Origin of the sequence: Streptomyces sp. ITFR-6 (genome assembly GCF_031844725.1) — a bacterium.
Classification (GTDB): Bacteria; Actinomycetota; Actinomycetes; order Streptomycetales; family Streptomycetaceae; genus Streptomyces.
Genome location: NZ_CP134612.1, coordinates 115301 through 135491, shown reverse-complemented (window position 1 = coordinate 135491; position 20191 = coordinate 115301). Strand labels below are relative to the sequence as shown.

The 20191-nt window shown below is 70.8% G+C and carries 16 protein-coding genes and 1 pseudogene; 9 read left to right on the top strand and 8 right to left on the bottom strand.

Annotated features, from left to right (window positions below; translation table 11 throughout):
- The first annotated feature begins 102 nt into the window (after positions 1-102).
- Positions 103-1638: a carboxylesterase/lipase family protein gene (locus RLT59_RS00420; protein WP_311301489.1), complete on the top strand. Its 1536-nt coding sequence runs from the start codon at positions 103-105 to the stop codon at positions 1636-1638.
- A 113-nt stretch (positions 1639-1751) separates the two neighbouring features.
- On the opposite strand, the gene RLT59_RS00415 is transcribed toward RLT59_RS00420, so the two are convergent.
- Positions 1752-2783 carry an SCO7460 family lipoprotein gene (locus RLT59_RS00415; RefSeq protein ID WP_399124562.1) on the bottom strand — a complete coding sequence of 344 codons (1032 nt, stop codon included), beginning with the start codon at positions 2781-2783 and terminating at the stop codon, positions 1752-1754.
- A 282-nt stretch (positions 2784-3065) separates the two neighbouring features.
- Here RLT59_RS00415 and RLT59_RS00410 point away from each other — a divergent pair, with 282 nt between their 5' ends.
- Positions 3066-4214 (top strand): S1 family peptidase, encoded by a 1149-nt coding sequence (locus RLT59_RS00410; RefSeq protein WP_311307564.1) that lies wholly within the window; start codon positions 3066-3068, stop codon positions 4212-4214.
- A 554-nt stretch (positions 4215-4768) separates the two neighbouring features.
- Positions 4769-6262 (top strand): UDP-N-acetylmuramoyl-L-alanyl-D-glutamate--2,6-diaminopimelate ligase, encoded by a 1494-nt coding sequence (locus RLT59_RS00405; protein WP_311301488.1) that lies wholly within the window; start codon positions 4769-4771, stop codon positions 6260-6262.
- 30 nt (positions 6263-6292) lie between these two features.
- Here RLT59_RS00405 and RLT59_RS00400 read toward each other — a convergent pair whose 3' ends face one another.
- Entirely contained in the window at positions 6293-6751 is a 459-nt protein-coding gene (locus RLT59_RS00400; RefSeq protein WP_311301487.1) for a GNAT family N-acetyltransferase, read from the bottom strand.
- 202 nt (positions 6752-6953) lie between these two features.
- Between RLT59_RS00400 and RLT59_RS00395 the strand changes: the two genes are divergently transcribed.
- The 5 genes from RLT59_RS00395 (at position 6954) to RLT59_RS00375 (ending at position 11042) form a co-directional block, all read left to right on the top strand.
- Positions 6954-7925, top strand: a complete 972-nt coding sequence (locus tag RLT59_RS00395) for an alpha/beta hydrolase (protein ID WP_311301486.1) — start codon at positions 6954-6956, stop codon at positions 7923-7925.
- Positions 7918-9078, top strand: coding sequence for an acyltransferase family protein (locus RLT59_RS00390; protein ID WP_311301485.1), 1161 nt, complete (start codon positions 7918-7920; stop codon positions 9076-9078). The genes RLT59_RS00395 and RLT59_RS00390 overlap by 8 nt, the downstream gene beginning before the upstream one ends.
- A 183-nt stretch (positions 9079-9261) precedes the next feature.
- Positions 9262-9396 (top strand): hypothetical protein, encoded by a 135-nt coding sequence (locus RLT59_RS00385; RefSeq protein ID WP_311301484.1) that lies wholly within the window; start codon positions 9262-9264, stop codon positions 9394-9396.
- A gap of 3 nt (positions 9397-9399) precedes the next feature.
- Positions 9400-10377, top strand: a complete 978-nt coding sequence (locus tag RLT59_RS00380) for a sensor histidine kinase (protein ID WP_311301483.1) — start codon at positions 9400-9402, stop codon at positions 10375-10377.
- Positions 10374-11042 carry a response regulator gene (locus tag RLT59_RS00375; protein ID WP_311301482.1) on the top strand — a complete coding sequence of 223 codons (669 nt, stop codon included), beginning with the start codon at positions 10374-10376 and terminating at the stop codon, positions 11040-11042. Before RLT59_RS00380 ends, RLT59_RS00375 begins: the two co-directional genes overlap by 4 nt.
- Before the next feature lie 42 nt (positions 11043-11084).
- Here RLT59_RS00375 and RLT59_RS00370 read toward each other — a convergent pair whose 3' ends face one another.
- The 6 genes from RLT59_RS00370 to RLT59_RS00345 form a co-directional block, all read right to left on the bottom strand.
- Positions 11085-11600: a DUF6630 family protein gene (locus tag RLT59_RS00370; protein ID WP_311301481.1), complete on the bottom strand. Its 516-nt coding sequence runs from the start codon at positions 11598-11600 to the stop codon at positions 11085-11087.
- Between the two features lie 169 nt (positions 11601-11769).
- The gene (locus RLT59_RS00365; RefSeq protein WP_311301480.1) at positions 11770-12699 is read right to left on the bottom strand and encodes an LLM class F420-dependent oxidoreductase; all 930 of its coding nucleotides are present in this window, start codon (positions 12697-12699) and stop codon (positions 11770-11772) included.
- A gap of 68 nt (positions 12700-12767) precedes the next feature.
- A complete protein-coding gene (locus tag RLT59_RS00360; RefSeq protein ID WP_311301479.1) occupies positions 12768-15977 on the bottom strand; it encodes an alpha-L-rhamnosidase in 3210 nt (1069 codons plus the stop codon).
- A gap of 211 nt (positions 15978-16188) precedes the next feature.
- Positions 16189-16824: a DUF1707 SHOCT-like domain-containing protein gene (locus RLT59_RS00355; RefSeq protein WP_311301478.1), complete on the bottom strand. Its 636-nt coding sequence runs from the start codon at positions 16822-16824 to the stop codon at positions 16189-16191.
- A gap of 144 nt (positions 16825-16968) precedes the next feature.
- Complete coding sequence (locus RLT59_RS00350) at positions 16969-18165, bottom strand: ricin-type beta-trefoil lectin domain protein (RefSeq protein ID WP_311301477.1); 1197 nt, start codon at positions 18163-18165, stop codon at positions 16969-16971.
- The gene (locus RLT59_RS00345; protein ID WP_311301476.1) at positions 18158-18544 is read right to left on the bottom strand and encodes an alpha-amylase family protein; all 387 of its coding nucleotides are present in this window, start codon (positions 18542-18544) and stop codon (positions 18158-18160) included. The genes RLT59_RS00350 and RLT59_RS00345 overlap by 8 nt, the downstream gene beginning before the upstream one ends.
- A gap of 290 nt (positions 18545-18834) precedes the next feature.
- Between RLT59_RS00345 and RLT59_RS00340 the strand changes: the two are divergent.
- Positions 18835-20124, top strand: a pseudogene (locus RLT59_RS00340) (right-handed parallel beta-helix repeat-containing protein); the annotation flags it as partial.
- Between the last annotated feature and the right edge of the window lie 67 nt (positions 20125-20191).

The following is a 20191-nucleotide window of genomic DNA, read 5'->3' as shown; positions in this document are numbered from 1 at the left end:
TCGCGGTGACGGCGAATCCGGTCGTGCTGTGACCAGGTGCTCTGCCATCCTGATCCCCGCGCCCGGCGGGGGCGGGGAGTGAAGGACGGCTGAGCGACGTTGATGAGTGTCTTCGAAACCACCTGCGGCCCGGTGCGGGGAAGAGACCCGGACCGGGACGTCGTCGCCGTCCTCGGCATTCCGTACGCGGAGCCGCCCTTCGGGACGGGCCGGTTCCGGGCGCCACGCCCCCGCGCTCCCTGGGCGGGCATCCGCGACTGCGTGGACTTCGGACCCGTCGCGCCGCAGTCCGCGCAGCTGCCGGGCGCACCGGGCTGGTCGCCCGGCGACGAGGACATCCTCAGCCTCAACATCTGGACTGCGGCGGCCGGGAACGCGGTCGCCGGGGCCCGGCTGCCGGTGCTCGTCTGGATCCACGGGGGCGCCTACACCTTCGGCTCCGGTGCCCAGCCGGACTTCGACGGCGCCGCGCTCGCCCGCGCCGGCCTGGTCGTGGTGACCCTCAACTACCGCATCGGGTTCGAGGGCTTCGGCCATGTCCCGGCCGACGGCCCCGACCCCTGCCCGCCCAACCGCGGGCTGCTCGACCAGATCGCCGCCCTGACATGGGTGCGCCGGGAGATCGCCGCCTTCGGCGGGGATCCGGACAACGTCACCGTGGCCGGGCAGTCCTCCGGAGCGGCGTCGGTGGCCTGCCTGATGGCGATGGACAGCGCACGCGGGCTGTTCCGGCGCGCGATAGCGCACAGTGTGGTCGGCCCCTGCTTCTCACCTCAGCTCGCCGGGCACCTCATGGAGAAGGTGGCAGCCGAGGCAGGCGTTCCCGCGACAGCCGCCGGACTGACGGCCGCCTCGCCGCAGACGCTGGTCCGGGCATCCGACGCCGTCATCGACGGATACCGGCGGGACCCGGACTCCGGACGGCACCACTGGGACCCGGTCATCTACGGCCCGGTCGCCGACGGCGTGCGGCTGCGCGGCGACCCGCTCGCCCTCCTGGCCGGCGGGGCGGCCCGCTCCATCGACCTGCTCGTCTGCCACACCACCCAGGAGTACTGGCTGCTGGACGCGGTCGGCAGCAGCGCGAAGGTCACCACGGAGGAACAACTGATCCGATTCGCGGCGGACTTCGGACTCCCGGACCCCTCGACGCGCGGCTACCGCGCGCTCATGCCCGAAGCCTCCGTGGGCGACGTCCATCTCGCCCTGTACGGGGACCTGATGTTCGGTGAGTACAGCAGCCGGCTCTCCGACGCCCACGCACGGGCGGGCGGACGCACCTTCCTCTCACGCTTCGCGCGGCAGCGCGGTGGATCGCAGCCGGTGGCGTACGCCTGGCACTGCGCGGACATCCCGTTCGCCTTCGGGAACCTCGATGAGGAGAGCGTCCGGTTCCTGATCGGGGGCGCCCCGACGCCCGCCGACCATCACCTCTCGGACCGGATGGCCGCCGCCTGGGCCGGATTCGCCACCACCGGCGAACCGGGCTGGGAGCCGCTCGCCGACGCCGCCGACGGGCCGGTCCGGATCTGGGAGACAACGGATACCAGCAGGGCGCCGGCCCCCGGCCACTGGTCGGACAGCGGGACGGTCCGCGCGCTGTGGCGGAGCTTCGACTACCGGCCCCTGCGACCCTGACCCGACGCGCCCCTGATGCGGCGCGCTTGGCCACGGGCCCGGAAAGTCCCGGCCGGGGGCGGCCGGGGACCGCTGCTCGGGAGGCCGGACAGCCGCCCCGTGACCGGCCGCTTTCACAGGGGCGGAAGCCGCAAGGGCCCCCGCCCCTCCCGTACCTTGCCGGCCTCCCGTACCGGGCCCACCGGCTCGCCCCGTACATCCGTCGTCACCACGACGGCGCGGTCACCCAGGCAGCGCTTCCCGCCGTCCGGCCGCTCGCAGTAGAGCACGTACCCGGTGAGCCGGTCGACCGTCCCCGGTTCCAGCCTCCACACCCCCTGGAACTCGCTGACCCGCACCCTCGGGTGCGACACGCGGAGCTGCTCCCGAACTGCCGCCTGGACCGTCGCGGCGAACCGCTGTCCGGTTTCGAAGGGCTGGACGATCCGGGCGCTGCCCGCGGTGTCGATGCGCCTGTGCGAAGCGGAGTAGCTCGCGACGAAGTACGGCCGCGACTGCAGGGCGGCCAGCAGCCGGGTCTCGCTCAGCCGCATCGCCGTGGGCCGCGACGTCCGCGCGGCCGGGCGGCGCCGGGCGACGGCGGGGGAGGCGATGTTCACCGACGCGCCCCGGGCGTGCGCGGTCCCGCCGTTCAGCGCGTCCGCCTCCGCCCAGCGCCGGACGCAGGAGCCGATGTCACCCAGTACGCGGGTCACCGTGGCGTTGGACGGCGAGGCCACGATCCACGGCGCGCCGGACGAGGGGTCCACCCCGATCACCTCATAGCCGCAGCTCCTGAACGCACGGGTGAGGACGCGCAGCCGGGCCGCCTCGGACCGCCCGCGCTCCACCGCGTCGTCGAGGACCCGCCGGCAGGAGTGCGTGTCGCACGTTCCCGCTTCGGCGTCGACCCGGATCCGGACAACGGCGTCGGGGTCACCGGCCACCGAGAAGGCGACCTCCGAACCGGACGCCTGCGGGAACAGCTTGTGCGCCTCGATCACTTCGAGCGTCCCCGGGTAGTGCTCGTCGGCCAGGGCCTCGGCGAACCGGCGGTCCTCCTTCGTGCTCAGCACCCCGCAGCCGCCGAGCACGAGTGCGAGCGCGCACATCAGCGCACCGGTCATCGCGGCCCCGGATCTCCGTGTTCCCGACGATCCGTTCATGCCCGTTCTCCTTGCCCCGCCCGGCCTGCTCCGGCGCCGCCCTTTGTTCATTTGATGTGACCGTAGGGCGAGTTCGGGCGCGCGGGATGAGTACGCCTACTCAGCGGACGGACCGTCCAGTCACTCATGCATTGGCATGGACCTGCAAACGACTCTGGGCTACAGTCCGGAACGGCACACTCTGAGAGCGCTCTCAGACGAGACGCCTCCCGGACGCCTGCTGTTCCTCCCCCACTTCGCCGGAACACCAGAAGGGCCAATGCCTTGAGACGCATCACAGCTCTGAGAACCGCACTGTCCGCCGTGCTCCTCGTCGGAGCCTGGGCGGGTGCGGGCTTCCCCTCCGCCTCCGCCGCCGACACCCCCGCCACCGCTTCCCGCGCCGGTTCCGACGCACTCCCGGCGTCCGCCGGACTGCTGACCGCCATGCAGAAGGACTTCGGGCTGACAGAAAGTCAGGCGAAGGCGAGGCTGTCAGCGGAGAAGACGGCGACCGCCATCCAGGGAAAGGCGAAGCGCGCCGCCGGAGACGCCTACGGAGGCTCCTGGTTCGATCCGTCGACGGGTGGCCTCACGGTGGCCGTCACCAGCGAGAAGCGGAAGGCGGCCGTGCGGGCGACCGGTGCCGACGTCCGCCTGGTCACCAACACCGCGCGCCGGCTCGACGCCGTCAAGGCGCGGATCGACACGTTCGACGCGCCCGCCGGGGTCAGCAGCTGGCACGTCGACCCGAAGTCCAACAAGGTCGTCGTGAACGTCGTCGCCTCCGCGCAGGATGACAACGATGTCCGGGCGTTCGTCGAGAAGGCCCGCGAGGCCGGACCGGTCGTCGTCGAACAGACCGCGCAGGCACCGCGGACCTTCGCCGCCGGGACCGTGGGCGGCGACCCGTACTACACGGGCAACGTGCGGTGCTCCATCGGCTTTTCCGTCATCGGCGGCTTCGTCACCGCCGGACACTGCGGACAGGCGGGTGCGGCGGTCAGCGGCTGGGACGGCTCCGCCATCGGCAACTTCCAGGGGTCGTCGTTCCCCGGCGACGACTACGCCTGGGTGAGCGTCGGCAACGGCTGGTGGACCGTTCCCGTGGTCATCGGCTGGGGAACCGTCTCCGACCAGCTCGTACGCGGCTCCGCCGAGGCCCCCGTCGGCGCCTCGATATGCCGCTCCGGCTCCACCTCGCACTGGCACTGCGGCAACGTACTGGCCACCAACGACACGGTGAACTACAGCCAGGGCGCCGTCTACCAGATGACCAAGACCAGCGTGTGCGCGGAGCCGGGCGACTCGGGCGGCTCCTTCATCAGCGGCGACCAGGCGCAGGGAGTCACCTCGGGCGGCTGGGGCGACTGCAGCTCGGGCGGAGAGACCTGGCACCAGCCGATCAACGAGATCCTGAACCGGTACGGGCTGACGCTCCACACAGCCTGATGTCCAGCGCGGCCTGACGTCCCACCCGGCCTGAATCACGCCGGGTCCCGGGGGCCTGTCGCGCGGAGCCCACCGCTCCGCGCGCCAGGCCCCTTCGCTTCCCCTCTCGCGTGCCGCCGGGCCCCGTGGGCACGCACTCTCCCGCACGAAGACCGGTCGGCGCCCCACTCACGCCCCCACCGGGGCGCCGCCTGCTCCCGGCCGTGACGACGACGTGGATCAGGCACCGTCCCCGGGACGTACACTCCACTCATGGGTCACATGGATGCGGTGAGGGAGTGCCTGCGACAGGCGCCTCACCTGCTGTGCCCCGCCGCCACCCAGGCGCGCTGCCGCGCCCTGCACGGTCACGGCTGACCAGGACCCACCACCGGCGACCGCCGCGCCGTCATTCCGCTTCCGGCCGCGCCCGCCACTCCGCCCACGGAGTTCTTCCACCGCTTTCGCTGCGTACACAGCAGCACCCCACACCATGCGCAGCCCCCGAGGCGCTCCGTCGGCAACCCCCGGCGGCGCCCGCCGGGGGCCCAGCCGCATCTTCGAGAGGACCCCGCATGAATCTGAGGGAGTTGCTGGCCGGGCACGATCACGAGGTACTCCTCGGTGATCCGGAGACCCCGATCACTGCCGGAGCCTGCTTCGACGCCCACCGCGTGACACCGGGTTCGCTGTACATCGCCGTTCCCGGCCACCGCGAGGGCGGCCCGGAGGCCGTCGGCCCGGCACTCGCGCGGGGTGCCGTGGCCGTGCTGGTGGACAACGCGGAGCCGGACATCCTGGCGGCGGTGCGGGCATCGCCCGGCGGCGCGTGCGTGGTGCGGGTGGCGGACACGCGTACGGCGGCCGCGGTGGTCACCTCCCGCTACCACGGAGAGCCCGGCCGGGCCATGGACATGGTGGCCGTCACCGGCACCAACGGAAAGACCTCGGTCTCGTACATGGTCGAGTCCGTGCTCAGGATCGCCGAGGGCGCACGGGTCGGCGTGATCGGCACCGCCGGCAGCCGGATCGGTGACGAGCTCATCCCGATGCCGCGCTCCGTCCTCAGCACCCCGGAGTCACCGGACTTCCAGTACCTCCTGGGGCACATGCGCGACCACGAGGTCGGCACGGTCGTGCTGGAGGCCACCTCGATGGGACTGCTGCACCACCGGGTGGACCGCGCCTTCCTCGACGTCGGCATCTTCACCAACCTTACGCAGGACCACCTGGACGACCACGGCACCATGGAGAACTACCGGGACGCGAAGCTCCGCCTCTTCCAAGGGCTGTGCCGGAGCGCCGTGGTCAACGCGGACGATCCGGTGGGCGCCGCCATCGCCCCGACGATGCCGGGCAGGGTCACCACGTACGGCATCGACGCCGAAGCCGACTACCGGGCCACGGACTTGAGCATGAACGCCTTCGGCACCCGCTTCACCCTCCACCACGAGGGCAGCAAGTACCCCGCCGCCATTCCCGTCCCCGGACGGTTCTCCGTGTCCAACGCGCTGGCCTCCGTGGCCGCCTGCCACCTCCTGGGCCACGACCTCGCCGGACTGGTGGCCGCACTTGACCGGATGCCTCCCGTCCCCGGCCGGCTGGAGCGCTTCGAGACGCCGCGCGGCACCGCGGTGATCGTGGACTACGCCCACTCGCCCGACTCCCTGGACAAGGTCCTCGGTGCGGTCCGGGACTTCTCGCGGGGCGGCCGGGTCATCACGGTCTTCGGCTGCGGCGGAGACCGTGACGTCACCAAGCGGGCCCGGATGGGCGAGATCGCCGGGACCCGCTCCGACCTGTGCGTCCTGACCTCGGACAACCCGAGGAACGAGGACCCCGAAGCGATCATGGACCAGATCGTCCCGGGTCTGGAAGCCACCGGAACCAGGTTCGAACGCCGCGCGGACCGGCGCTCCGCGATCGCCTTCGCCCTGGAGAGCGCCGGCCCCGACGACATCGTGCTGGTGGCGGGCAAGGGCAGCGAGCCGTACCAGATCGTCGGCGAACAGCTCATCCCGTTCAGCGACATGGCGACAGTGCGCGAACTCGCCGCCCTCCAGCGCTGACAGCGGGCGCCGGGACAGCCCCGAGGGCCGTCAGGCCAGCCTGAGATCGATGAACGGCACGCTGTCGCCCGGGAGCAGGTACCTCTCGGTCTCGACGAATCCGAGGCGCACAGCGAACCGCAGCCCCTCGGGGTTGGACTCCAGCACACAGGTCTCGATGACCCGGGCGCCGAGCCTTCGGGCTTCGGCCAGCCCGTGCGCGTACAGCTGCCCGCCGCACCCCTGGTCGCGGTGGGCGGGCAGCACCCGCGCGATCACGGTGGCGGCCGCGGAGTCCGTGGCGGGCGGCCGCACCGTGGAGCAGCCCACCACGACATCGCCCAGATACGCGACGGCCAGCCGGTTGCGACGGGACCGCTCCTCGACCTCCGCGAGCGACAGCGCGGCCGTGGGAATGATCGTGTTGTGTACGTGCTGCCACGCCAGCAGCATGGCCTCGCCCGCGACCCACTCGATACGGGAGTCGGGCGGGGCGTTCGTTCCGGTCATCGCAGCAGGAAACCCCGCGTGCGGCGCTGCGTCAACCCACGCCCGCCGAAGGCGCCCTGCGCACCCGTCACCTTCCGCAGACCCGTAGTACTTGGGAGCTACGCGCCAGGTGCGGTCCGGGGAGGGACGCCGATTACAAGATGCGGCTCCTAGCTTCGTACCGGATGCAACTCACGCATCCGGTACGGAAGGACCCCGCCCCATGCCCGTCCGCCTCCGCAACAGCAGGCTGCGCCGCACCCTGCTGGCCGCGCTCATCGCCGCCTCGGTCGCCGCGCCCGTGTCCGGAGCCTCCAGCCCCGCAGCGGTCCCGGCGCCCGTTCCGGCCCCGCTCGCCCCACTGCGGGACGCCGCTCGGGGCACCCTCGACGCCCGGTACGCCGTCACCCGCGACGGCATCCTGGCCGCCGGGCGCATGGCCGCGCGTCACGGTGACCGGAAGCGGGCCTCGGCGCTGCGCGGGATGGCGGACCCCCGTCGTCACTTCCTCCTGTTCGACGGCCGTGACGGGGGCCGCACGGCCGAGGTCTTCGGAGACCTGACGCGGGCCGAACGGATCGCCGTCCTCGTGCCCGGCGCCGATACCAACCTCGACCGGTACTGGCGCCTGAAAAACGACTCCGCCGCCCTGCGAAGGGAGTTGGGGCCGAAGGCCGCCGTCGTCGCGTGGCTCGGCTACGAAACGCCGGCCACGGTGAGCCCCGCGGCGCTCACCACCGGCCGCGCCGACACGGCGGCACCCGCGCTCGGGCGGTTCACCGACGAGCTGCACACCGCCAGGCCGGCTGCCAGGATCTCCCTGCTCTGCCACTCCTACGGCTCGGTCGTATGCGCCAGAGCCGCGCCCGTCCTGCGGGGAGTGGCCGCCCTCGTCCTCTACGCCAGCCCCGGCACCGGTGCCCGCGACGTCAGCGCCCTGCACACCCGTGCCACCGTCTGGGCGGGCCGGGGAACGACGGACTGGGTGGCGGACGTTCCGCACACCCGCCTCCGCCTCCCCTTCGTCTCGATCGGATTCGGACCGGACCCCGTGTCACCCGGGTTCGGCGCCCGCACCTTCGACGCGGGAACCGGAGGGCGCAGCGACTATCTCAAGCCCGGCTCCCGGTCCCTGAAGAACATCGCCCGCATCGTCTCGGGCACCGCACCCTCCGGGAGGAGCCGGCATGCGTGAGCTCATCGAGCGGATCGAAGCCGCGACCCCGCACCACCGCGACCGGACCGTCGACGCGCTGCGCGCCCTCGCCATCCCAGGAGTCGTGCTCGGCCACTGGCTGGTGACCGCCATGGTCGTCGACAGCGGCAGCGTCCACGCCGCGAGCCCGCTCCAGCACAGACCCGAACTCGCGCCGGTCTCCTGGGTGTTCCAGACCCTCGCGGTGTTCTTCCCGGTGGGCGGGCAGGTGGCGGCCAAGAGCTATGAGTCGTCCCGCGCTCGGGGCATCACCTACGGCCGCTGGCTCGGCGCCAGGACCGCCCGCCTGTTCCGGCCGGTCGCGGCGCTGCTGGTGGTCTGGACCGTGACGGCCGGCACGATGTTCGTCTCCGGAGTCGGCTCCGACAATCTGCACGCCCTGCTCAAACTCGTGCTCTCACCCCTCTGGTTCCTGCTGGTCCTCGCCGGGCTCACCGCACTGACCCCGCTCGTCGCCCGCCTCCACCCGCTGTGGCCCGTCGTCGTGGTCATCCACGTCGACATCATCAGGCTCGGACTCGACGGCCCCGCCCGGCTCGGCTGGATCAACGTGGCCGCGGGCTGGCTGGTGCCGTACTGCCTCGGAGCCGCCTGGGCCCGCGGGGAGCTGCGCTCGCGGACGACCGGCTGGACCCTGCTCATCGGCGGCGCGACCGCCACGGCGCTGCTGGTGCTCCTCGCCGGATACCCCGCGTCCATGGTCGGGGTCCCGGGCGCCGCCATCTCCAATCTCGACCCGCCCACCCTGGCCGCGGTCACCTTCGGCCTCGCCCAGTGCGGGGCGGCACTGCTCCTGTCGGGGCCACTGCGGCGGATACTCGTGAAGCCTGCGGCCTGGGCGGCGGTGGCGCTGGTCAACCTCAGCGCCATGACCGTCTTCCTCTGGCACCAGACGGCGATGCTCGCGGTCACCGCCACCGGGCTTCTCACCGGCCGCACCCTGCCAGGACTGCACACCCGCCCGGACGGGACGCAGTGGATCATCGCCCGGCTTCTCTGGCTGCCGGTCTTCGCCGTCGCCCTGACGGCGTGCTGGGCGGCGTTCAGAACGTACGAACAGCGCCGGCAAGGACGCACCACGGTCGTGCGTCAAGGACGACCCAGTAGGGATTGCGAGGCACACCGTGCCTAGAGTGACAGCCATGCACAGGCTATGGGCGGGAGCCGGGGCGCAGCTGGCGGAGCGTCTGAAAGCCGTCCCGCGCACCTCGTCCACGACCTGTGGACCACTGCCGTAGATCCTCCGCCCAGTCCGGGCCGTCCCTCACTGCACGAATGGCTCCCGGCCTTCCTGCTGCCGCTCATGGTGTGCACGGTGCCGCTAGGGATCTACAGCATCAACACGCTCGTGGGGCAGTACGGACTGGACAACCGCAGCGCCGTGCTCCTCGGTGTGCTTCAGGCCGTGGCGTTCATCGCTGCCCTGTACCGACCGGTGCCGGCCTGGTGAGCGGTGACCACGGTCATGATCGTGGTCGCGCTGACCGCGCAGCCCCAGCCCGGCGACGGCTCGATTCCCTGGACCGTGTCCGGAGTCGTCGCACAGGCGGGGGTGCTGCTGATGATGGCACTGCGACTGCGCCCCCGGGTCGGTGTCGAGGCGCTCGTCCTCTCCGTGCTGGCGGGAGCGGCCTGCAATCCCGACGACTTCGTGCATCCGACCACCGACACACGGTTCGCCGTGGCCGTCCTCGTCGCGGCCGTCGTGATCGGTGTGGCGCTGCGCGGCCGTCAGGTCGCCCGCACCGAACTCGTGGTCCAGGAAGAACGCACGGAGCAGGAGCGCAGCCGCCGCACCCTTCTGGAGGAGCGCAACCGCATCGCCCGCGAACTCCACGATGTGGTCGCCCACCACATGTCGGTGATCTCCATCCAGGCGCAGGTCGCACCGCACCTCGTGGAGCACCCCTCCGACGAGCTCAGGGAGAACCTCGCGGGTATCCGCGAGAACGCCGTCGGCGCACTCACCGAACTGCGACGGGTCCTCGGCGTGCTCCGCTCGGAGGACGCGGTGTCCGCCGAGGCGCGACACAGCCCCCAGCCCACCCTCGACCGCCTGCCGGAGCTGCTCGACAACGGGCGAGGGGCAGGCCTCAGGGTGACCACCGAGCTCACGGGCACCCCGCGGCCCATCCCACCCGGCGTCGATCTCTCCGCGTTCCGCATCGTGCAGGAATCCCTCAGCAACGCCATGCGGCACGCGCCCGGAACAGCGGTGCACGTCAAGATCGCGTACCGGCCCAGCTGCCTCGCCGTCCGGATCACCAACACGGCGCCGGACGAACCGGCCCCGCCCCCGCGCGACATCGGCCACGGTCTGCTCGGCATGCGGGAACGCACCGCCATGCTGAGCGGTGACTTCACCAACGGGAATACTCCCGGCGGTGGTTACGAGGTAGTGGCGATACTTCCCCTGGAGGAACCCGTATGAGCATCCGTGTTGTCATCGCCGACGACCAGATGATGGTCCGTCAGGGATTCACGGTCCTGCTCAACGCCGAGCCGGGCATCGAGGTCGTCGGCCAGGCGGTCGACGGCCTGGACGCCGTGGCCAAGGTCGCCGAACTCACCCCGGACGTCGTGCTGATGGACATCCGCATGCCCGGGGTCGGCGGCATCGAGGCCACGCGGCGCATCACCGAGCCCGCCGGGTCCACCGTCAAGGTCCTCGTCCTGACCACATTCGACCTCGACGAGTACGTGTACGAAGCCCTGCGCGCGGGTGCCTCCGGATTCCTGCTCAAGGACGCCTCCGCGGCCGAACTCGTGGAGGCCGTCCGGGTGGTGGCCGCAGGTGACGCTCTCCTCGCCCCGAGCATCACCAAGCGCGTGATCGCCGAGTTCTCCCGCGTCACCCGGACACTGCGCATTCCGGAACGGGGCCGGGCGGGCGACCTGACGGAACGCGAGACCGAGGTCCTGGCGCTCATCGCGCAGGGACTCTCCAACGCCGAGATAGCCGTGAACCTGGTGGTCGCGGAACAGACGGTCAAGACCCACGTCGGCCGAATCCTGGTCAAGCTCGGGCTCCGGGACCGGACCCAGGCCGCGGTGTTCGCCTACGAGAGCGGCGTGATACGCCCGTCCGGACAGTGATGACCCGGGCCTGTTCCGGCCGGCCGCCGGCCTGACCGGACATCAGGCACCGAAGCCCCGTGCGGTGAAGCCCGCGCGGGCCGCGAGCGTGGTCAGCTCCTCCACCCGCGCCGCCCGCAGGCACACCACCGGATAGCAGTCGGACTCGATGTCGAGGACGGCGAGCGCCGCGCCGACGTCGCGGAAGCACCGGCCGCATGCCTCCAGGAACTCATGGGTCGGCAGACGCATGTCGTCCGCCTCGACCAGTACCCAGGGATCCACCGACGGCCGGGACGCGAGCCCACGCAGCCGGGACCGGATCTCGTCGGAGTCCTCCTTCCAGTCCAGCTCCGCCAGCAGCCGGTGCTCGGCCAGCGCGTCGACGAGCGCTATCCACGCGAGACCGGGCACGGGCCCCTCGATGCCCCGGTCCGCCAATGTGTCCGCGTGGTCGCGTACATAGCCCGAGGGGTCGTCGTGGGCGTGCAGTACCCGTGCGGCGACAGCCTCCTGGGCCGGAGCGAGCAAGGCCGCGACAGCGGCCAGGGAGGTACGGGCTTCGTCGGTACCCGACATGGTGTGCTCCTTCGGCGGCCGTCCGACCGCGTCCGGCCGTTTGAATCCGGCTGTCCTGTCCCAGGGCGGGATTCGGGCAGCCGGATTCCGGCAGTGTGATCGGGACGCCTGGTCCGGCGCCCTGGAAAAGACCCTGCCACAGGGGTACGACAACGGGCCCCGGACGGGCTCAGACCCCCGCTGCCCGCGCCGCCTCGTACACCTCGGTCGCCACGTCGATGAACTCCGCGGCGTCACGCGGGGTGCCCTGGAGGTCCAGCATGATCTCCGTGACGCCGGTATCGGCGTGTGCCACCAGGTCCTCGACGATCTGCGCCACACTTCCGTGGAACGGCTGCCGGTCGTCGCCCTCCACCGGCTTGACGCTGTACCGCGCGTTGGCACGGGCGCAGACAGCGAGCGGCCGCTCACGCCCCCGCTCGGCGGCGACGTCCCGCACCCGCTGCCACTGCTCGGCCAGGGTCGATGCCCCCATGGCCACGGGCATCCAGCCGTCCGCCCGGTCGACCAGCCGGCGAACGGCCCGGGGGCCGCTCGCCGCGAGGAGGACCGGGATCGGGCGAGCGGGCTTGGGCCCCACCACGGACGGGGCGATCGTGGTCAGGGCCCCCTCGTACGAGACGGGGTCAGGACCCCAGACGGCCGCGAACACGTCGAGCAGCTCGTCCAGGACCGCGCCGCGCCGCTCGAAGGGGGCGACGGACGCGGCGGCGTACTCGTCCAGGGACCAGCCCGTACCCAGCCCCGCGACCACCCGGCCACCGCTGGCGGAGTCCAGCGAGGCGAGCGAGCGGGCCAGCTGGAAGGGGATGTGCAGCGGCGCGACGAGCACGCTGGTGCCGAGCCGGGCGCGGTCGGTGGCCGCGGCGGCGAGCGTCAGGGTGATCAACGGGTCCGCGACGCCGCGGTAGTGGTCGGGCCAGGCCAGGCCCGGTACTCCGTACAGGCCTTGGGTGGCCGGTTCGGGAAACAGAACCCGCTCGAACACCCACAGGCTCTCGTACCCGGCCGCTTCCGCGGCCCGTGCCACGTCGGGCACATCGCGGCCGATGTCGTACTGCCTCATCTGCGGAAGGCCAAGACCGAGCGGGATCGGCATACGAGTGTCTCCCTCTATGAGATGTATGGGACAACTACCTTACGACGGAGTCACGCTGACGGGGCGTCCTATCCGGTGAAGTGATGGCTCCCGGAGCCGACCCGGTACACCGCGCAGCCCTCCTCCTCGCGCAGGAACGTGGCGCGGGTGTGGGTGACCGCGTCCGGGGCGTGCGAGGGGACCCACACCTCCGCGGTCGTGTTGGGAGGCACGGCGCACCGCAGGTCGATGGAGCCCGAGCGCAGTTTCCACTGGGTGGAGACGGGGCCGTAGACCGAGGCGAACGTGGCGCGGGCCGAGGTGACGTCGCCGCCCGGCCGAGGATGGATGACGATCTCGCGGAAGCCGGGCCGGCCCGCCGCGATGCCGGCGATGTTCGTGTACATCCACTCACCGACCGAACCGTAGGCGTAGTGGTTGAAGGAGTTCATGTCCGGGGTCTGGAAGCCGCCGTCGGGCTGGATGGAGTCCCACCGCTCCCACATGGTGGTGGAGCCCTTGTCGATCTGGTAGCCCCAGCTGGGGAACGAGCGCTGCTGGAGCAGGCGGTAGGCGACATCGGTGTGTCCGGTGTCGGTGAGGACGGGCAGCAGCCTGGGCGTACCGAGGAAGCCCGTCGACAGGTGCCAGTCCTTGGCCTCGATCAGTGCGACGAGCCGGTCCGCCGCCGCCGTGCGCAGGGCGTCCGGCAGCAGGTCCATCGAGAGGGAGAGGACGTACGCCGTCTGGGTATCGCCCTTCACCCGCCCCTCCGCGGTGACATACGCGGCCTGGAACGCCGTGCGTATCCGTGTGAAGAGGTCGAGGAACGGCGCCGGGTCCTCGCCCAGCTCCGTGGCCGTCCGGGCCGCGAGGTCGGCGCTGTGCGCGAAGTAGGCGGTGGCGATGACGTCCTTCGGCGTCTCGTCGGAGACGTTCAGCCAGTCGCCGTAGCCGCCGGCCGGCCGCAGCAGGCCGTCGCTGTTCTTCTCCAGGTACGTCAGCCAGGCCCGGATGGATGGCCAGGCGTCCTTGAGGACCTGCCGGTCCCCGTAAGCCTGGTACAGCGACCAGGGCACGGTGACGCCGGCGTCGCCCCAGCCGGCCGCGCCGTTGCCGATGTTGCCGACGATGGGGGCCACGTCGGTGAAGGCGCCCTCGGCAGTCTGGGCGTCGCGCAGGTCCACGAGCCACTTGGTGAGGAAGCGGGCCGACTCCATCGTGTAAGCGGCCGTCGGCGCGAAGACGTTGATGTCGCCCGTCCAGCCCAGACGCTCATCGCGTGCGGGCGTGTCTGTGGGGATGGAGAGGAAGTTGCCGCGCTGGCCCCAGGTGATGTTGCTGTGCAGTCTGTTGAGCATGGGGACGTCGGTCTCGAACTCGAAGGTGAACGGGGCGGACGTGTGCATGACCCGACCGGTCAGCGCACTCGCCGGGGGAGCGACGGGCAGACCGGTCACCTCGACGTAGCGGAACCCGTGGAAGGTGAAGCGCGGTTCGTACGTCTCGGAGCCGCCGCCCTTGAGGACGTAGGTGTCGGTTGCCGCGGCGCTGCGGAGATTCGCGGTGTAGACGGTGCCGTCGGGATTGAGGACCTCGGCATGGCGCAGACGCACCGTCGTGCCCGCGTCGCCCGACAGCCGCAGCCGCACCGAGCCGACCATGTTCTGGCCCAGGTCGAAGACGAAGACGCCCGGCGAGGGCTCGGTCACCTTCCGGGCGGGAAGCTCCTTCGCCACCCGTACAGGTCCGTCCACCTGCGCGACGATCAGGCGGGGCGCGCTCTCGTCCGCGCCGCTGACCTCGGACCAGGTGCGGTCGTCGAAGCCGGGCGAGGTCCAGCCGGCCGTCTCCTTGCGCGCGTCGTACGTCTCTCCGCCGAGGAGGTCGGCGGAGAGGATTGGCCCGGCGGCGGCCCGCCAGTCCGGTCCGGACGTGATGCGCCTGCTCGTGCCGTCCGTGAACTCGACCTCCAGCTGGGCCAGGAGAGCCGGGTGTTCGCCGTACTGATGGGGCCCGAACATGCCGACGCTGCCCGCATACCAACCCGGTGCCAGATAGGCGCCGATGGCGTTCGCGCCGGGCCGCAGGAGCGCGGTGACGTCGTACGTCTGGTACTGGACGCGCTCGCGGTAGTCCGTCCAGCCGGGAGCGAGCTGATCGCGTCCCACCCGGCGGCCGTTGAGGTGGGCCTCGTACAGACCGAGAGCCGTCGCGTACAGGCGCGCCCGAGCGACCTTCTTGCGCGGCAGCTCGAACCCGTGCCGCAGCTGGTTGGCCGCGAACAGGGCGGGAACGACCTTGCCCCACGGTCCGGCGCCCCACGCGGCGGCCTCCTTCGCCGCCGGCCAGCCGCTGTCGTCGAAGCCGGGTCCGCGCCAGCCGTCGGCGGGCTCCTCGTCCGTCGACTTCCAGGAGGCGTCGGTGACGATGCTCTGTTCGCCGGACGCCGTGCGCAGGGCGAGCGTGGCGATCAGCCCCGCGGCCCCTTCGCTCGCGTTGGCCGCCGAGACCGCGAGGACGTTCGTTCCGGTACGCAGCTGCGCGAGGACGTCGATCACCGCGGGGCGGCGCCAGCCGTCGTTGTCGGTCGCCAGGTCCGTACGCGCTACTTCGGTGCCGTTCACGGAGACCGTGTACACGTTGTCCGCGCTGATGGCGAGGGTCGCCGAGGTGATCCCGTCCGCGAGATCGACGGTGTGACGGAACCAACGGGTGCCTTCCGGCACGCTGTTGGCCGGGTCTCCCTCGGGGAACCAGATCCAGGAGCTGTTCTCCAGCGAGGGTGCGTCGGTGAGGGCCGGGGGAGCGGACACCCAGGCGGCGGACCACTCGGCGGGGTCCATGAGGCCGGTCTCCCACCACGAAGGCGTGCTCCAGCCGGACTCGCCTCCGGCCGTGTCCCATACCCGCACGGACCAGAAGTAGCGGGTCCGCGGCTTGAGCGCGGGCCCCGCGTAGGGGACGAGGACGGACTCGCCGGACATCACCTTTCCGCTGTCCCAGATGTCCGGGTGCGACAGGCGGGACGCGCTGGACGCGACCCGGACCTGATAGGCGCTCTGCTGGACGTCCGGTGCCTCAGAGGCGACCGGCCAGCTGAGCCGAGGGTGTCGCGCGTCGAGGCCCAGGGGGTGCGACACGTACTCGACGGTCGGCGCGGTGACGCGTGGCGCCCCGCGCCGCACAGGTGCCTGGGCCGGTACCGGCGCCGGGGCTGCCCCGGCCGGTACGACTCCGGCTGCTACGGCGCCCACCGTGGCAGCGGCGCTCGTCAGGATGTTCCGCCTGCTGATCAATGCGGCCCCTCACACAGAAGTGATGAATCGATTCACAGTCTGGACGTAGCTGAACGTAGGGGCGCGCGAGGTGTGGGTCAATGAGCGTGCGGGGAGTTTCTCGACGGGGCCTTGATCGGGCACGCGTCCATCATGTGCGCCGCAGCGCGGGCGAGTTGGCTGGTTGAACGGTTTCAATCGATGGGAAGAGCGGGAGCAGCCGGGGCCCGGCTCAGCTGCCGAGCTGACCGGGTGTGCGGCACAGCCGCTCCGAGAGCTTGCGCCGCGGCAGCCGGGCGGTGAAGTCGCCGCCCCGGGACTGTCCGGCCACGAGCACGCGCAGGGCGGTGGGGACGTCGGCCTCCGACGCCGGGCGGATCTTGATGTCGCCACTGCTGCGTTCCAGGCCGTCGGCATCGACCACGATTCCGGGCCTGGTCACCAGGGTCAGGTTCCCCCCGATCCGCAGGTCGACATCGATGTGAAGGGTGCTGTGCGTGATCAGCGCGTCGGTGAAGTCGAGCTTCGCGTCGCAGAACATCAGGCGGATCTCCATGCGGCGCGGAACCAGCCAGCGACCGGTGCGTGAGACATCACCGAACCGCTGGTCGATCCGGACCAGATCCTTGGCCTGCGGAGGCATTCCTTCCGAGGGCAGGTCGGCGGTCAGCCGGGCCAGCTCGCCGGCGGTGCGGGCGGACAGTGCCGCGTCCAGGCGCTCGTCCAGCTCGGCGGCGGTGAGCCGGCCGTCGCCCGCGGCGACCTGGAGGATCTCCACGACCTGGTCCCGCTCCCGGTCCGATGCCCGCATGTCGGGCCTTGCGCTGGATCCGGAAGCGTCGCCGGTCGGCCTGAGTTCACCCGCCATACCGGCATTGTGGTGCACCGTCCGGAGCGCCGCAACGTCGACGATCACCCTCCTCGCGGGCGGGGAGCCGCCGGCCGCCGGATCCGACGACCGGGGCGGTCGCGGCCGTCGGACCGTGCGGCACGTATGGGATCAGGACACCCGCTACTCGGGGAGGGCCCAGACCTGGTTCTGCTGGTTGGGGCGGGAGTTGGCACACGTGTCGACGATCAGTGGATTGCTGTCGGTGGTCCGTGAGGTGTACGCGTCGAGGCAGCGACCGGGCACCCCGGCGTTCTCCAGGTTGCCGTTGCGCCGGTACGTCCACTTCTGGGTGGCGCTCCCGTCGCAGGGGCTGAGAACGGCCCAGTAGCCGGTGTACGTGGCGTCGCTCCGGTGCTCCGCGTCGAGGCAGTTGCCGAGGGTGCGGACGGTGCCGTCGCCCGGCAGGGTCCAGCGCTGGTCGGCACCGGCGTTGCAGCTGTACAGGACGACCGGGTTGCCCGCTACCGAAGCGGAACAGGCACCGCCGCCCAGGAAGCCGATACCGGCCGGCGTCGTGCTCGCCCGTACGGCCGTGGAGCCGCGGTTCAGGAGGGACACGGCGCGGTCTCCGTTGGCCAGCGGCCGGGCCAGCACATCGACGGTGCCGTCGCGGGAGACGATTCCGGCCTGTTGACCCAGGGGATCCTGGTCGATGGCGATGATGTCCGCGTTGCCCACTGTGGCGAGGGATTCGGGGCTGAGCGAGGCGACGTCCGTGCTGAGGATCAGCGGTGAGGCCATCATCGACCAGAGGGGGAACTGGGACCTGGTCTCCTCGTCGGTGAGGGCTTCACCGGGAATGAGGAAGTCGGGGTCGTTCCAGCTGCCGGGCGCGGCATAGCGTGAAAGCGGCGAGTTGTAGGCGTACTGCGCCATGACTCCGGCTCCGTTGGTGTCCTTGTCCCAGGCGGATCCGCCCAGGTTGTGCATCTTGACGTCGTAGCCCCCGCGCCGGAGCTGCCCGCTCTTCGAGGCCCCGTCGATCACGTCGTACCAGTCGGACAGATCGGACGCGCCGATGTAGAAGTACGCGGGGGACGACTCGGAGGACACCATTTCGCGTCCCGAGGCGTTGGCCTTCATCGCGGCGGCGAAGTCGTCGTACGCCGAGATGTATCCCGTGGAGCTGCTCGCGGACGACGGCATGTTGCAGCCGTCGAGCTTGATGAAGTCCACGCCCCAGGAGGCGAAGAGGTCGGCGTCCTGCTGGAAGTGGCCCCAACTGCCCGGGAAGCCGCCGCAGGTCGTCGTGCCGATGTCGCCGTAGATGCCGAACCTGAGCCCCATCTCGTGCAGTTGGGTGCCGAGGTCAGCCATGTCGCCCGGGGAACTTGCTCGTGTCGGCGACGAGACCGCCGTCGGCGCCACGCGTCATGGTGCTCCAGCAGTCGTCGACGGTGACGGTGTCGTAGCCCTTGGCGGCGAGACCGGTGTCCACGAGTGCCTGGGCCTGGTCGAGGATCAGCCGGCGGCTCGGGCCCTGGTCCCCGTTGTTCGGCACGTTGGTCCCGCAGCCGTAGCGCGCCCAGTTGTTGAACCCCATGGGAGGGGTGAGGGCGAGAGCGGTGCCGTTCGGGGAGGTGGCCGTGGGGGAGGCCTCGGCTGTCGGTGCGGTCACGGTGGCTGCCAGCGCGAGGGTGGCGGCTGCGGCGGTCAGGATCGTCTTCCACGCATGGAGCCGTTGGGTTCTCTTCATGATGGCGCCGGTACTCCTGCTACTCGGCTTGAGCATGACAAAGATAGGAGCTGTTAGTGCAATGCGTGAACTGATGAGTGTCAAGAGATGCTCGAAATCATGCCCAGGCAAGCAAATGTGATCACTCATCACCTGATGTCTCGTGGTGCTGAGCAACTGTGCGCAGATTCATCGCATTGAGATCCGATGTATGGATTCACCGGCGGGTCGGTGGTAGGTGCGGCCAGGCACCTGCGGCGGTGGACGCCGATGCGAGAACCGTTGACAAAAGCGTGACCTGCTAGAAACCTGTCGTCGACCTGGAGCAGGTGGCACCGGCGATCGCACAGCCGGCCGGATGCACCTCGATCACCACCTACGGAGCCGTCCCGAACGACGGGATCGACGACACGGACGCCATCCAGCGGGCCGTGACGGCGAACCAGAACGGTGACATCGGCTGCGTGTGGATTCCGCCGGGGCAGTGGCGCCAGGAGCAGAAGATCCTCACCGACGACCCGCTGAACCGGGGCCAGTACAACCAGGTGGGAATCAGTGACGTCACCATCCGAGGTGCCGGTATGTGGCACTCGCAGCTTTACACGCTGACCGCGCCGCAGGACGCGGGCGGCATCAACCACCCGCGCGAGGGGAACTTTGGCTTCGACATCGACGACAACACCCAGATCTCGGACATCGCGATCTTCGGCTCCGGCACCATCCGGGGCGGTGACGGCAACGCCGAGGGCGGCGTCGGCCTCAACGGCCGCTTCGGCAAGGACACCAAGATCACCAATGTGTGGCTGGAGCACGCGAACGTCGGCGTGTGGGTCGGCCGCGACTACGACAACATCCCGGACCTCTGGGGACCCGGTGACGGTGTCGAGTTCACCGGCATGCGGATTCGCAACACCTACGCGGACGGCATCAACCTCGCCAACGGGACGCGCAACTCGACGGTGTTCAACTCCTCCTTCAGGAACACCGGAGACGACTCGCTCGCCGTGTGGTCGAGCAAGTACGTGAAGAACCCGTCGGTGGACGTCGGCCACGACAACCACTTCCGCAACAACATGATCCAGCTGCCCTGGCGGGCCAACGGCATCGCTGTGTACGGCGGTTACGGCAACACGATCGAGAACAACATCGTCTCCGACACCATGAACTACCCGGGCATCATGCTGGCGACGGACCACGATCCGCTGCCGTTCTCCGGGGAGACCCTGATCGCCAACAACGAGCTCTTCCGTACGGGCGGCGCGTTCTGGGGAGAGGCCCAGGAGTTCGGTGCCATCACGCTGTTCGCCTCCGGTCAGGGCATTCCGGGAGTCACGATCCGGGACACCGACATCCACGACTCGACCTACGACGGGATCCAGTTCAAGTCGGGCGGCGGGTCAGTGCCCGGCGCGAAGATCTCGAACGTCCATATCGACAATTCCGTGAACGGGTCGGGAATCCTGGCCATGGGAGGGGCCAGGGGCAGCGCGACTCTGACCGGTGTGATCATCAGCGGCTCGGCCGACGGCGATGTCGTGGTCGAACCCGGCTCACAGTTCGTCATCAACGGCAGCGCCGGCAAGGCGTCCGCCAAGCGGTAGCTCCGGTCCCGCACCGGACACGACCCGGCCTGCGGCCGGCACGCCGTCGGGGCGTGCCGGCCGCAGG

Coding starts and splice junctions, on each gene's coding strand:
- RLT59_RS00420 (WP_311301489.1), top strand. CDS start 103: ATGAGTGTCTTCGAAACCACCTGCGGCCCGGTGCGGGGAAGAGACCCG.
- RLT59_RS00415 (WP_399124562.1), bottom strand. CDS start 2,783: ATGAACGGATCGTCGGGAACACGGAGATCCGGGGCCGCGATGACCGGT.
- RLT59_RS00405 (WP_311301488.1), top strand. CDS start 4,769: ATGAATCTGAGGGAGTTGCTGGCCGGGCACGATCACGAGGTACTCCTC.
- RLT59_RS00400 (WP_311301487.1), bottom strand. CDS start 6,751: ATGACCGGAACGAACGCCCCGCCCGACTCCCGTATCGAGTGGGTCGCG.
- RLT59_RS00395 (WP_311301486.1), top strand. CDS start 6,954: ATGCCCGTCCGCCTCCGCAACAGCAGGCTGCGCCGCACCCTGCTGGCC.
- RLT59_RS00390 (WP_311301485.1), top strand. CDS start 7,918: ATGCGTGAGCTCATCGAGCGGATCGAAGCCGCGACCCCGCACCACCGC.
- RLT59_RS00375 (WP_311301482.1), top strand. CDS start 10,374: ATGAGCATCCGTGTTGTCATCGCCGACGACCAGATGATGGTCCGTCAG.
- RLT59_RS00370 (WP_311301481.1), bottom strand. CDS start 11,600: ATGTCGGGTACCGACGAAGCCCGTACCTCCCTGGCCGCTGTCGCGGCC.
- RLT59_RS00365 (WP_311301480.1), bottom strand. CDS start 12,699: ATGCCGATCCCGCTCGGTCTTGGCCTTCCGCAGATGAGGCAGTACGAC.
- RLT59_RS00355 (WP_311301478.1), bottom strand. CDS start 16,824: ATGGCGGGTGAACTCAGGCCGACCGGCGACGCTTCCGGATCCAGCGCA.
- RLT59_RS00350 (WP_311301477.1), bottom strand. CDS start 18,165: ATGGCTGACCTCGGCACCCAACTGCACGAGATGGGGCTCAGGTTCGGC.
- RLT59_RS00345 (WP_311301476.1), bottom strand. CDS start 18,544: ATGAAGAGAACCCAACGGCTCCATGCGTGGAAGACGATCCTGACCGCC.